This is a genomic window from Streptomyces monomycini (genome assembly GCF_022271435.1).
Classification (GTDB): Bacteria; Actinomycetota; Actinomycetes; order Streptomycetales; family Streptomycetaceae; genus Streptomyces; species Streptomyces monomycini.
In genome coordinates this window covers 45,418-58,233 of sequence record NZ_JAFIQY010000051.1, presented here as the reverse complement: position 1 = coordinate 58,233, position 12,816 = coordinate 45,418, and the positions used below count along the sequence as shown (strand labels likewise).

Annotated in this window: 9 protein-coding genes; 3 read left to right on the top strand and 6 right to left on the bottom strand. The window is 72.1% G+C overall.

What is annotated here, in order from left to right; genetic code table 11:
- Positions 1-265: 265 nt before the first annotated feature.
- Together coaE and JXZ78_RS35860 are read right to left on the bottom strand one after the other, a co-directional pair.
- The gene (coaE, locus tag JXZ78_RS35865; RefSeq protein WP_030021008.1) at positions 266-862 is read right to left on the bottom strand and encodes a dephospho-CoA kinase; all 597 of its coding nucleotides are present in this window, start codon (positions 860-862) and stop codon (positions 266-268) included.
- A gap of 115 nt (positions 863-977) precedes the next feature.
- Complete coding sequence (locus tag JXZ78_RS35860; protein ID WP_030021007.1) at positions 978-1,925, bottom strand: proteasome assembly chaperone family protein; 948 nt, start codon at positions 1,923-1,925, stop codon at positions 978-980.
- A gap of 488 nt (positions 1,926-2,413) precedes the next feature.
- On the opposite strand from JXZ78_RS35860, the gene JXZ78_RS35855 reads away from it, so the two are divergent.
- Entirely contained in the window at positions 2,414-3,430 is a 1,017-nt protein-coding gene (locus JXZ78_RS35855; protein WP_238783602.1) for a right-handed parallel beta-helix repeat-containing protein, read from the top strand.
- A gap of 185 nt (positions 3,431-3,615) precedes the next feature.
- On the opposite strand, the gene rpsA is transcribed toward JXZ78_RS35855, so the two are convergent.
- The gene (gene rpsA / locus JXZ78_RS35850) at positions 3,616-5,133 is read right to left on the bottom strand and encodes a 30S ribosomal protein S1 (RefSeq protein ID WP_030021005.1); all 1,518 of its coding nucleotides are present in this window, start codon (positions 5,131-5,133) and stop codon (positions 3,616-3,618) included.
- Positions 5,134-5,506: 373 nt separating this feature from the next.
- Between rpsA and JXZ78_RS35845 the strand changes: the two genes are divergently transcribed.
- Entirely contained in the window at positions 5,507-6,376 is an 870-nt protein-coding gene (locus tag JXZ78_RS35845; RefSeq protein ID WP_030021004.1) for a class I SAM-dependent methyltransferase, read from the top strand.
- 246 nt (positions 6,377-6,622) lie between these two features.
- Entirely contained in the window at positions 6,623-9,328 is a 2,706-nt protein-coding gene (gene hrpB / locus JXZ78_RS35840) for an ATP-dependent helicase HrpB (protein ID WP_030021003.1), read from the top strand.
- Positions 9,329-9,410: 82 nt separating this feature from the next.
- Here hrpB and pgfA read toward each other — a convergent pair whose 3' ends face one another.
- The 3 genes from pgfA to JXZ78_RS35825 all read right to left on the bottom strand — a co-directional run bounded on the left by pgfA (position 9,411) and on the right by JXZ78_RS35825 (position 12,673).
- Positions 9,411-10,403, bottom strand: a complete 993-nt coding sequence (pgfA, locus tag JXZ78_RS35835; protein ID WP_030021002.1) for a cell envelope lipid trafficking protein PgfA — start codon at positions 10,401-10,403, stop codon at positions 9,411-9,413.
- Positions 10,404-10,422: 19 nt separating this feature from the next.
- Positions 10,423-10,557 carry an SPW_0924 family protein gene (locus tag JXZ78_RS35830; RefSeq protein ID WP_106968817.1) on the bottom strand — a complete coding sequence of 45 codons (135 nt, stop codon included), beginning with the start codon at positions 10,555-10,557 and terminating at the stop codon, positions 10,423-10,425.
- Positions 10,558-10,759: 202 nt separating this feature from the next.
- A complete protein-coding gene (locus tag JXZ78_RS35825) occupies positions 10,760-12,673 on the bottom strand; it encodes a lytic transglycosylase domain-containing protein (protein ID WP_030021001.1) in 1,914 nt (637 codons plus the stop codon).
- Positions 12,674-12,816: the final 143 nt, after the last annotated feature.

The following is a 12,816-nucleotide window of genomic DNA, read 5'->3' as shown; positions in this document are numbered from 1 at the left end:
CAGGGGGGGCGGGGGGGCAGGGGGGCAGGGGGGCAGGGGCCGGGGAAGTCGGAGTGCGGGGGCGGCGAGCTGGGCTGCTGGCATCACGGTGCCGGTGGCTTCAATGGTCAGGGGTGTCGGGGCGAGCGCTGTCCGGGTGTGCGCCCGGCCCGCCGAGGCAGGCGCCGGCCGTGTGGGCTGCCTTCACACACCGGCGGCCGTGAAAAGTCGCCTCGGAGTCGCCTCGGTGCTTGTGAGCACGCCCAGGGGGGATCTGCCTGATGGCTCAGCCGGTTCGTTCGCGGAGGTGTTGCCATACCTTGCGTACCTGGGGTTCCAGGGCTTCCAAAGGGCCGTCGTTGTCGATGACCAGGTCGGCGATCGCGAGGCGCTTCTCGCGTGTTGCCTGTGTCTCCATGCGGGCCTTGGCCTCGCTCTCGGCCATGCCTCGCAGCCGTACCAGCCGGTCGAGTTGGGTGTGTGGCGTGGCATCGACCACGACGACCAGGTCGTACAGGGGCGCGAGGCCGTTCTCGGTGAGCAGCGGTACGTCGTGCACGACCACCGCGTCCGGGCCGGCCGCCGCTTCCAGTTCGGCCGAGCGGGCGCCCACCAGCGGGTGCACGATCGCGTTCAGGGCCTGGAGTTTCTCCGGGTCGGCGAAGACGATCGCACCCAGTTTGGGGCGGTCCAGTGTGCCGTCCGCGGACAGCACGTCCTCACCGAACTCGGCGGTCACGGCGGCGAGTCCGGGCGTGCCGGGCTCGACCACCTCACGTGCGATCTTGTCTGCGTCCACGATCACCGCGCCGTACGACGCCAGCAGCCGCGACACCTCGCTCTTGCCTGCGCCGATACCGCCCGTAAGCCCCACCTTCACCATGGGGCCCACGCTATACGGCTCGGTCCGCTCCCGGCCACGGGCATCGGACCGGCGACCGACGGGCAGCAGATGTTCCTCAATGCCTGCCCTCAATGCCTGCCCTCAAGGTTTGCCCTCAGGCGCCGCCGTTCTCGCCTTCGCGTTCCGCGAGGAAGCGCTCCAGTTCCCGGCCGATCTCGTCCGCGGACGGCAGTTCCATCGGCTCGGCGACCAGGTTGCCCCGGCTCTCCGCACCGGCCACGGCGTCGTACTGGTGCTCAAGGCCGCTCACCAGCGCGACCAGTTCCTCGTCCCCCTCGGAGATCTGCCGCTCGATCTCCTCCTGGGTGCGCAACGCCTCCGTGCGGAGCGAGTGTGCCGCGGTCGGCAGCACGAGTCCGGTGGCGGCCGTCACCGCTTCCAGCGCCGTCAGCGCCGCGTCCGGGTACGGGGAACGGGCCACGTAGTGCGGTACGTGCGCGGCCACGCCCAGCACGTCGTGCCCTGCCTCCGCGAGCCGGAACTCGATCAGCGACTCGGCACTGCCCGGTACCTGGGCCTCGTCGAAGAAGCTGCTGTGGCCGGGCATGAGGTCGGTGCGGTTGCCGTGCGGGGTGATGCCCACGGGGCGGGTGTGGGGGACGCCCATCGGGATGCCGTGGAAGTTGACCGCCAGCCGTACGCCGAGCCGCTCCACCATCTGCCGCACCGCGGCGGCGAAACGCTCCCACTCCACGTCCGGCTCCGGGCCGGACAGCAGCAGGAACGGCGCACCGGTGGCGTCCTCGACGAGCCGCAGTTCGATGCTCGGGGTCTCGAACGCGGTCCAGCGGTGGCGCTCGAAGGTGAGCAGCGGCCGGCGGGCGCGGTAGTCGACGAGGCGGTCGTGGTCGAAGCGGGCGACGACCCGGTGGGTGAGGCTGCCCAGCAGCCGCTCCACGATCTGGTCGCCGGTCTCACCGGCGTCGATGTAGCCGTCGAAGTGGTACAGCAGCACCAACCCCGCGGAGTCCCGCGCGGTGATCGCCTCTACCGCCGCGAGCCCGCTCGGCTCCCATTCGTACAAACCCTGGGGATCCAACACAGTGACCGCTCCTCCTCGATGTCCGTCCCCCAGAACGTCGTACGTGCTCCCGGCATTCCCGCGGCGATCCACCACCCGCCGGTGCCGCACGGACGGGGGTACGTGATCGCTACGCCGACCGTCGCCTTGCGGGTCGCGGGTCACGGGTCGCGGGTCATAGATCGCGGGTCATGGGTCGCAGGTTTCGGGACGGAGGCGAGACACACACTCGGACGTTCATGTCGGTGAACATCCGAGGTCAGGGAGGTCTGGGGCGATGGGGGCTGGTGGGGCGGTGGAGCCTGGTGGGCCAGTCAGCCACACCGACGCCCGGGCTGACGCGCCACGCCGGTCGATTCCCATCCGGCCCCTGAGGTCGATCCTGCCGCCACCGCTCCCCCAACACCTCACCGGCCTCCCACAGTTGACCGCGCATCGATCGGTGCTACCTTCACCACCGTTCCCTGTTCATGGTGACGTTCTCCGTTCACGTACAGGAAGGCGCCTCGATGCGTACGCGTTTTCTTCTGCCGCTCCCCGCCGCCGCGCTGCTGAGCGTCGGCGCTCTGCTCCCGGACTCCGCCTCGGCGCACGGGAGCACTCCGGGGCCTGCCCCAGCCTCCGCCTCGGCCGTCATTCCGGTCCCTGCCCGCACCATCGAGGTCTCCACCGCCGCGCAGCTCAAGAGCGCGCTGTCAGCTGCCAAGCCCGGCGACACCATCAGGCTCGCGGACGGTGCGTACAAGGGCAATTTCAAGGCCGCCACCGCGGCCGGCGCCTCCGCGCGGATCACTCTCACCGGCTCGGCCAAGGCCGTACTGACCGCGGGCGGCGGTTACGGGCTCCACCTGAACGGCGCCTCGTACTGGACGGTACGGGGCATCACCGTCACCGGCGGTCAGAAGGGCATCGTGACGGACGCGGCGAACGGTGTGGTCCTCGACTCCGTCACCGTGCACGGCCTGGACATGGAGGGGGTGCACTTCCGCAAGTCCAGCAAGGACGGCGTCATCAAGGACTCGCGGATCTACGACACCGGGCGGGACGGCAGCGGCATGGGCGAGGGGGTGTACGTGGGCAGCGCGGGCGGGACCGGGGACAAGAGCGACAACGTGCAGATCCTGCGCAACACCATCGGGCCCGGTGTCGGTGGCGAGAACATCGACATCAAGGAGGGCACCACCGGGGCGAAGATCATCGGTAACACGTTCGACGGCAGCGGGCTGACCGGCGCCCACTACGACGACTCGTGGGCCGACATCAAGGGCAACAAGGTCCTGGTGGAGGGCAACACCGGCAAGCACACCCGTAACAACGGTTACGAGACGCACAGCCAGCAGCCGGGCTGGGGCTGCGGCACGGTCTTCCGCGGCAACCGGTCCGACCTCAGCGGAGCGTCGGGCCCGAACCGCTACAGCTTCCACATCACCAACTACAACGCGTCCAACTGTCCAGTGACGATTTCCGGCGACAACGCGGTCACGGGCGGACGCGGGACCGCCACCCCGGGCGTCCCGGTCGGATAAGCCCCCGCCTCCCGTAGAACAACCCCTGCCCCAGACACCCCCGCCCCCGGGCTCCCTCCACCCCGAACACCTTCCGCCCCGAACACGACGAAGGCCCGCCCCCACAAGGGGAGCGGGCCTTCCATGTCCTACCTGTCAGCGCTCACCGGCTCCTGCCGACGGCGCTCACCGGCACCGGGACGCGATCAGCTCTGGCCGCCGGCCAGCTTCTCGCGCAGCGCGGCCAGGGCCTCGTCCGACGCCAGGGCGCCGGAGTTGTCCGCCGACTCCGAGGAGTACGAGCCACCGGAGACGTTGCCGCCGCCGGCGTTGCCCGAGCCGCCCGCGGCCGGAGCCGCCGCGCCCTCGGCCGCAGCCTGCTCGTCGGCCTCGCGCGACTTGATGACCTGGGCCTGGTGCTGCTCGAAGCGCTGCTGCGCCTCGGCGTACTGGGTCTCCCACGCCTCGCGCTGGGCCTCGTAGCCCTCCAGCCAGTCGTTGGTCTCCGGGTCGAAGCCCTCGGGGTAGATGTAGTTGCCCTGGTCGTCGTAGGACGCGGCCATGCCGTACAGGGTCGGGTCGAACTCGACCGCCGTCGGGTCGGCGCCGAAGGACTCGTTGGCCTGCTTCAGCGACAGCGAGATCCGGCGACGCTCCAGGTCGATGTCGATGACCTTGACGAAGATCTCGTCGTTGACCTGGACGACCTGCTCCGGGATCTCCACGTGGCGCTCGGCCAGCTCGGAGATGTGGACCAGGCCCTCGATGCCCTCGTCGACGCGCACGAACGCACCGAACGGAACGAGCTTGGTGACCTTACCCGGGACGACCTGACCGATCTGGTGGGTCCGGGCGAACTGCTGCCACGGGTCTTCCTGGGTCGCCTTGAGCGACAGGGAGACGCGCTCGCGGTCCATGTCGACGTCCAGGACCTCGACCGTGACCTCCTGGCCGACCTCGACGACCTCGGAGGGGTGGTCGATGTGCTTCCAGGACAGCTCGGAGACGTGCACCAGGCCGTCCACGCCACCCAGGTCCACGAAGGCACCGAAGTTGACGATGGAGGAGACGACGCCGGAGCGCACCTGACCCTTCTGGAGGGTGGTGAGGAAGGTCTGACGGACCTCGCTCTGGGTCTGCTCCAGCCAGGCACGGCGGGACAGGACCACGTTGTTGCGGTTCTTGTCCAGCTCGATGATCTTGGCCTCGAGCTCCTTGCCCACGTAGGGCTGCAGGTCGCGCACGCGGCGCATCTCGACCAGGGAGGCCGGCAGGAAGCCACGAAGGCCGATGTCGAGGATGAGACCACCCTTGACGACCTCGATGACGGTACCGGTGACGATCCCGTCCTCTTCCTTGATCTTCTCGATGGTGCCCCAGGCACGCTCGTACTGGGCGCGCTTCTTCGAGAGGATCAGGCGGCCTTCCTTGTCCTCCTTCTGGAGAACAAGGGCCTCGATCTCGTCACCCACGGCGACGACCTCGTTGGGGTCGACGTCGTGCTTGATCGAGAGCTCGCGGCTCGGGATAACGCCTTCGGTCTTGTAACCGATGTCGAGCAGGACCTCGTCCCGGTCGACCTTCACGATGACGCCGTCGACGATGTCGCCGTCGTTGAAGTACTTGATCGTCTCGTCGATCGCGGCGAGGAAGGCTTCCTCGTTACCGATGTCGTTGACCGCAACCTGCGGGGTGGTGGCGGTGGTCTCGGTGCTGCTCGTCATGTGGGAAAGGGCTCCGGTACGGACATTGAAGTCGTAGGTACTGCTACGCCGAGAGCCTGTATCGCTTCTGCATAAGACCGGACAGCGTCAGGGACGGCTGAACCCGGCACTCCTAACCAACCGAAGCACCGGCAGCGTCCCGAAAACCGAGGGGACATACATACAGATGCGAGCGCGACCTGCTCCGTCTGAGGTGCGCAGGCCCGCAGCGCAACTTGTAGCATACGGGGGCAGCCGGACACGGTCAATGCGCGAAGACGCACACCCGGGGCGGAACGCCCCATAACCGGCACACGCCATGTTCCGCGAGGCCGTGCGGGCCTCTGGGCCACCGGCAGCCACAAGCTCAGCGAAGAGTACGACGACGGGCGCAATGATCCAAGAGTACGAACCGGAGGCGACACGACGTGCCGCCTCGGACACGGAGAGCAGCCGGGCCAGCCGCGGCTGGTGGGACCGCAATGCGGACGAGTACCAGAACGATCACGGTGCGTTCCTGGGGGACGACCGGTTCGTCTGGGGCCCCGAGGGGCTGGACGAGGCGGAGGCCGGGCTCCTGGGGCCCGCGACCGAGCTGAAGGGACGGCGCGTCCTGGAGATCGGGGCGGGTGCGGCCCAGTGTTCCCGCTGGCTGGCGGCGCAGGGCGCCCACCCGGTGGCCCTCGACCTCTCGCACCGGCAGCTCCAGCACGCGCTGCGGATCGGTACGGGGGCGGAGCCCACCGCCGAACCGGCGGAGCCCACCGGCCCGGGCCCGGCCCCGGGCGTGTCGGCGCAGGTCGGACTGGTCGAGGCGGACGCGGGCGCGCTGCCCTTCCGTGACGCCTCCTTCGACCTCGCGTGCTCCGCCTACGGGGCGATCCCCTTCGTCGCCGACCCGGTGCGCGTGCTGCGGGAGGTACGGCGGGTGCTGCGGCCGGGTGGTCGCTGGGTGTTCTCGGTGACCCACCCGATCCGCTGGGCCTTCCCCGACGAGCCGGGCCCGGAGGGCCTGAGCGTCGGCGCGTCCTACTTCGACCGCACGCCCTACGTCGAACAGGACGAGACGGGCCGGGCGGTGTACGTGGAGCACCACCGGACGCTGGGCGACCGGGTGCGGGACGTGGCTGCCGCGGGCTTCCGGCTGGTGGACCTGGTCGAGCCGGAGTGGCCGGAGTGGAACACCCAGGAATGGGGCGGCTGGTCGCCGCTGCGCGGGAACCTGATCCCCGGCACGGCGATCTTCGTGTGCGTCGCGGACTGAGGTGGCTCTGGCCGCGGGCGGAGGCGGCCTGCGTCAGGGCCCGAGGTGGCCTGCGTCGCGGGCTGCGGTGGCCTGCGTCGCGGGCTGAGATCGTCTGCGTCGCGGACTGAAGGAACGGTCTGCGTCGCGGACGGAAGAAACGGGTCTGCGTCGCGGACTGAAGGAACGGTCCGGGCCGTGGTCTGAAGGAACGGTCCGGCAACGCCCCGCACCACCCCGCCCCGACCGTTCCGGGAAACTGGTGGCGTGATCCGCCACGACGCCCTCGCCCAGTTGCCCGTACGGACCGCCCTGCCCGCCCTGGAGCAAGCGCTGGCCGGGCACGGCGCGGCGGTGCTCTGCGCGCCCCCGGGCACCGGCAAGACGACCCTGGTGCCGCTGGCGCTGGCCGGCCTGACCAGTCAGAACGGTTCGGGAACCGCTGCGCACGCCCCCCGCCGCGTGCTCGTCGCCGAGCCGCGCCGGATCGCGGCCCGTGCCGCCGCCCGGCGGATGGCCTGGCTGCTGGGTGAGCAGGTGGGCGACCGGGTCGGCTTCACCGTGCGCGGCGAGCGCCGGGCCGGGCCCCGTACGGTCGTCGAGGTCGTGACCACCGGTGTGCTGCTGCAACGGTTGCAGCGGGACCCCGAGCTGTCGGGCGTCGACGCCGTGCTGCTCGACGAGTGTCACGAGCGGCATCTGGACGCCGACACCGCCGCCGCCTTCCTCCTGGACGTACGGGCGACGCTGCGCCCGGAGCTGCGGCTGATCGCGGCCTCGGCGACGACGGACGCGGCGGGCTGGGCCCGTCTGCTGGGCAGTGGCGACGGCACCGCGAGCGGCGCGGAAGGCGCAGCCCCGGTGGTCGAGGCCGCCGGAGTGTCCCATCCCGTGGAGGTCGTCTGGGCGCCGCCGGAGCGGCCGGTGCGGCCCGCGCACGGTATGCGGGTCGATCCGGCGCTGCTCGGGCACGTCGCGGCGACGGTGCGGCGGGCGCTGCGCGAGCAGTCGGGGGACGTGCTGTGTTTCCTGCCGGGGGTCGGCGAGATCGCGCGGGTGGCGGGGCAGTTGGGTGAGGTCGCGGACGCCGGTACCGAGGTGTTGCAGGTGCACGGGCGGGCGCCGGCCGCCGTCCAGGACGCGGTGCTGGCCGGGGACGCCGACCGGCGCCGGGTGGTGCTGGCGACCTCGGTGGCCGAGTCGAGCCTGACGGTGCCGGGTGTGCGGGTGGTCGTGGACTGCGGACTGGCGCGGGAACCCCGTACCGATCATGCGCGGGGACTGAGCGCGCTGACGACCGTACGGGCCTCCCAGGCGTCGGCGCGGCAGCGTGCGGGGCGGGCCGGGCGGGAGGCGCCGGGAACGGTCTACCGCTGCTGGTCCGAGGGCGAGGACGGGCGGCTGCCGCGCTTCCCGGCGCCGGAGATCAAGGTCGCGGACCTCACCGCGTTCGCGTTGCAGGCCGCCTGCTGGGGTGATCCGGACGTGGCGGGCCTGGCCCTGCTCGACGCGCCGCCCGCCGGTGCGCTGGCCGCCGCGCGCGAGGTGCTGACGGCGATCGGCGCGGTGGGTGCGGACGGCCGGGTCACGGACCGGGGCGTACGGATGTCCCGGCTCGGCCTGCACCCGCGCCTGGCGCGCGCGCTGCTGGACGGCGCACACCAGATCGGTGAGCGCCGTGCCGCCGAGGTGGTCGCGCTGCTGAGCGAGGAGCCGCCGCGCGAGTACGGGGACGATCTGGCGGCCGCGTGGCGTACGGCCCGGCGGGGGCAGGACGCGTACGGTGCCCGCTGGCGCCAGGAGGCCCGCCGGCTGGCCTCGGCGGTGACTACCGGCTCGCGGAAGCGGCCCGAAGAGCGCACGGACGCGGCGCCGGAGGCCGGCCCGGACCGTTCCGCCAACGGTGCCGGCGCAAGGGCCGGTGCGGGTACAAAGGCCAGTACGGGGGCTGGTACGGACGCCGGTGCCGGTGAAGGTGACGACGCGGCCGCCGGGCTGGTGGCCGCCCTCGCGTTCCCCGAGCGGGTGGCGCGGGCCCGGGGCGCGGGCGCGTTCCTGATGGCGTCGGGGACCGGAGCCGAGCTGACGGACGGTTCACGGCTGCGCAGCGCGCCGTGGCTGGCCGTGGCGGTCGCCGACCGGCCCGTGGCGGCGGCGTCCGCGCGGGTCCGGCTGGCGGCCGTGATCGACGAGGACACCGCGCGCGCTGCGGCCGGAGCGCTGTACGCGTCGGGCGAGGAGGTCCGCTGGGCCGACGGGGACGTGGTGGCCCGTTCCGTCGAACGGCTCGGCGCCGTCGAACTGGTGGCCCGCCCACTGCGCTCCCCGGCCCCCGCCCTCGTCCGGGAGGCCCTGGAGGACGGTCTGCGCGGGGACGGGCTGCGCGGGGACGGCCTCGGCCTGCTGCGCTGGACCGACGGCGCCCGGTCGCTGCGGCAGCGGATGGCCTTCCTGCACCGGGTACTGGACGGCGACTGGCCCGACGTCTCGGACGAGGCGCTCCTGAACCAGCTCGACGCCTGGCTCGGCGTGGAGCTGGGCCGGGCACGGCGGCGCGCCGACCTGGAGCGGATCGACGCGGGCCAGGCGCTGGCGCGGCTGCTGCCGTGGGCGAGCGGGGCGGCGGTCCGGTTCGACGAGCTGGCGCCGGAGCGCATCGAGGTGCCGAGCGGGTCGCGGATCCGGGTGGACTACGGCGGCGAGCAGCCCGTGCTGGCCGTCAAGCTCCAGGAACTGTTCGGCTGGCAGGAGTCTCCCCGGGTTGCGGGCGGCCGCGTCCCCGTCCTCGTACACCTGCTGTCCCCCGCCGGACGTCCGGCGGCCGTCACGGCCGATCTGGCGTCCTTCTGGAAGGACGGTTACCGGTCCGTACGGGCTGAGTTGCGCGGCCGGTACCCGAAGCACCCCTGGCCCGAGGACCCGTCGGGCGCCCAGCCGACCCGGTACACGACGGCGCGCCTCAAGCGGAGCTGACCCGCTCGGTTCAAGCGGAGCTGACCCGCTCGGTGCCAGCAGAGCCGGCCCCCTCGGTTCAGCAGAGCTGACGGGCTCGGTATCACGCGGAGCTGACGGGCTCGGCACGCTCCGGCTCCGGGCGCCCCCGGTCCGGGCGGCGGCCGCGTGCCTCCAGTACGAGGCTCAGGGTGAGGAGCGCGGCGCCGAGGCCGAGGAAACCCCAGGGCAGGTAGCTGGTGAGGAGCAGGACGAGCCGGCGCTGCGAGGTCACGAGGTCGACGGTGGCCGCCACGTAGTCCGGCCGCATCTTGACGTGTCCGGAGAAGGCGGTGACCTTGCCGCCGCCGGGGACGAGGCTGCCGCCGCGCAGCTCCTCGCGGTGGAGTTCTTCCCCGTTGACGGGCGCGCCGGTGACCGGATCCACCCAGAACATCCGCTTGGTGCTGTACCAGCGGCTGGTGCCGGCCTTCTCGACGGCCTGCGGGGTGATGCCCTGGACCGGCATCTTCTTCGGGAGCGGGACCTTGGTCCAGGGGATGGTCTGCTCGAAGTAGTACACGTCCAGGCCACGGAAGGTGCGGGTGCCCCGGTAGTGGATGGGGGCGGAGGTACGGGTCTGCGCGTCGAAATAGTCGTAGTCGCGCGGCTCCGTGAGGAAGGGCCACTTGAACTCGATGCCGGTGCGCCGTACGGGATCGCCGTCGACCATTTCCCCGGTGGCGTGCACGGGTTCCTGGGTGTGGGCGTCGAAGATGTAGCGCTCGGGGATCTGGGAGACCATCTTGCCGTCGGGGCCCACGACGTGGGAGAGGGCGTCCCAGACCACGACGTCGCGGCCGGCGGTCCGCTCGATGCGTTCGGACTCCTCGACGTTGCCCTTGAGGGTCTGGACGATGGAGACCTTGGGGACCTGGCGGGCCCGCATCGTGCCGTAGTCGAGGAGGGTGGCGGGTTTCGCCTCCAGGACCATGTCCTGGTACTGGTTCGGCGGGATCTTGGCGAGCCGGGGGAAGGCGTACCAGCGCAGCAGCGGGGACAGCGTGGCGAAGAAGACGGCGAAGGCGAGCAGGACCAGGCTGGCTTTGCGTCGCATGGCGGTGGCGCCCTCCCTCTCAGGGGTGTGCGGGGACCGTGGTGCGCAGCGGTTCGGGTGAGGTCTCGCCGCTGGGCACACCGGCCGCGGTGACGGCGAGGACGAGGGCGAAGGCCGCGGCCAGTCCGATCGCGACGGCTGTCAGTGCGCGCATGGTCGGCCTCCCTTGAGCTGTCAGGGCGTCAACGGGTCGTCGCCAAGGCGTCAGGGCATCAGGGCTGGGGCACCGTAGCAACGGGCGGCGCAGATGAGAACACGTTGCACCACGGCCGCCTCCCGGGACCGCGAATGCCACCGCCGTCCGGCTCGGTGGGAGCGGGACGGCGGTGGCAGTGGCTTCGGCGTACGCGCGGCCGTTACGGCGTGACGGTCAGCTTCACGGTCAGGACCGCGCCGTCGGCGGTGGTCAGGCGCAGCAGGAAGGTGCCGGCCCGCCCGTCGGTGCGGATCTCCGGCAGCTTGAGCAGGCCGTCGGCGCCGGTCTTGAGGGTGAGGCTGCGGACCGGCTTGTCCTCGGCCTTGTCCTTGCCGTCGGCCTTGGCCTTGCCCGCATCCGTGCCGGAGTCCTTGCCCGCACCGGCAGCACCGGCAGCACCACCAGTGGTCGCACCCGTGCCGCCACCCGCGAAGTACGGCCCTTCGTCGTTCTCCACGGGCTGCTTCGGGTCGTCGGTGACCATGGTCGCGGTCACCGCGACACCCGCCGCGATCTTGCCCTGGTAGGTGGCCTTGACCTCGACGGCGCCCTCGGCGAAGGACGTGCCGGCCTTGGCCGTCAGCTCCTTGTCGGAGGTGCGGGCCAGCGCGTCGGCCTTGGGCTCGGGCGCGGGCTCGGCCTTGACGGTGGCGCGGACGTCGGTCGGCGGCACCTGGCGGCCCACCGCGGTCGCCCGGACGGTGAAGCTGCCGGCCCGGTCGCCCGCGCTGAGCTTCGGCGCGGTGGCGATGCCGTCGGCGCCGGTCAGGACGGTGGCGTGGTCGGTCTTGCCCGCGAAACGGGCGCCGGTCTCGCCGACGACACGGAAGTCGACCGGTACGCCCGCGACCCGCTTGCCGTCGGCGTTCTTCGCCCGTACGCGTACCGGCTCGGCGAAGTCCTCGCCCGCGGTGGCCGTGAGGTCCTTGGCGCCGAGCCGCTCCAGTGCGGTGACCGGCGCGGGCTTGGTCGGCGGCTTGGTGGGCGGGGTGGTCGGCGGCTTGGTGGGGTCGGGCTTGGCAGGGCCGGGGCCGGTGGGCGGGGTCGTCGGCTTGCCGCCGCCCGGCGTGCCGCCGCCCGGCTTGCTGCCGCCGGGGCCGGGCTCGGTGGTCTTGCCGCCGGTGTCCTTGCCGCCGTCGCCGTGTCCGGTGCCGGTCCGGGGGCCGGGGAACGTCGTACGGCCCGGAGTGGGCCCGGCGCCCGCGGCGACGTCCCGGCCGCTGCCCGTGCCACCGCGGTGCACCGGCAGCAGGCCCTTGCCGTCGGGGACCTCGTGGGTGCCCTTGCGGTAGAAGGCGACCCAGGACAGGACCGTGTTCAGGTACTCCCTCGACGGGTTGTAGCCGAGGATCGCCTTGTCCAGATCGCCCTGCACGGACAGATCCCGGTTGTTGGCGCAGAGGTAGCGGCCGGCGCCGAGGGCGGCGTCGTAGATGTTGTTGGGGTCCTTCTTGCCGTCGCCGTTGCCGTCGGCGCCCCAGCCGGTGCCGTCGGGGCCGCCCGTGGACCAGGTCGAGGGGATGAACTGCATCGGGCCGACCGCGCGGTCGTGCGTGGTGTCGCCGTCGAAGACGCCGTGGTCGGTGTCGGTGATCTTCGCGAAGCCGTTGCCGTTGAGTTGCGGGCCGGTGATGCGCTGGATGGTGGTGCCCTCGTCGTCCACGGCGCCGCCGCGGGCGTGGCCGGATTCCACCTTGCCGATGGCGGCGAGCAGTTGCCAGGGCAGCCGGCAGCCGGGGTCGGACTGGGCGACGCGGGCCTCGGCCTTCTTGTACGCGTCCAGGACGGTGGCGGGGATGCCGGCCTCGGCCGGTCCGGTGGCGGCCGGGCCGCCGGTGCCGGGCGTACCCCCGGGCTTGACCGGGCTGTTCAGGGGCGGCAGGTCGGTGAAGTAGGGCGAGCCGCCGTCGATGGGTGTGTCGCCCGACGGCGCGGTGGGCTCCCCGTTGGTGTTCCCGGTCCTGGCCTCGGCCGCGCCCGGCGCCTGGGACGCGGTCAGGGCGGCCAGCGCGAGCGCCGCCACCGCCGTCGAGGCCGCTCCTTTGCGGAGCCGCCGCCCGAATGTGGCTGCCATCTGCTGCCCGTCCCCTCCGCGTTGATCCACCGCGCGCACGGCGCCGTGATGCGCTCCCCGGCGCTCCCAACTCACGTGACACTACGACAACTTCCGGCGAGCATCTACTGCTCTCAACGCCAGACATACTGATCTTAAACGAT

Excerpts from the sequence above, each read along its gene's own strand:
- coaE (WP_030021008.1), bottom strand. The coding sequence starts at position 862 with ATGGTGAAGGTGGGGCTTACGGGCGGTATCGGCGCAGGCAAGAGCGAG.
- JXZ78_RS35855 (WP_238783602.1), top strand. The coding sequence starts at position 2,414 with ATGCGTACGCGTTTTCTTCTGCCGCTCCCCGCCGCCGCGCTGCTGAGC.
- rpsA (WP_030021005.1), bottom strand. The coding sequence starts at position 5,133 with ATGACGAGCAGCACCGAGACCACCGCCACCACCCCGCAGGTTGCGGTC.
- JXZ78_RS35845 (WP_030021004.1), top strand. The coding sequence starts at position 5,507 with ATGATCCAAGAGTACGAACCGGAGGCGACACGACGTGCCGCCTCGGAC.
- pgfA (WP_030021002.1), bottom strand. The coding sequence starts at position 10,403 with ATGCGACGCAAAGCCAGCCTGGTCCTGCTCGCCTTCGCCGTCTTCTTC.
- JXZ78_RS35830 (WP_106968817.1), bottom strand. The coding sequence starts at position 10,557 with ATGCGCGCACTGACAGCCGTCGCGATCGGACTGGCCGCGGCCTTCGCC.
- JXZ78_RS35825 (WP_030021001.1), bottom strand. The coding sequence starts at position 12,673 with ATGGCAGCCACATTCGGGCGGCGGCTCCGCAAAGGAGCGGCCTCGACG.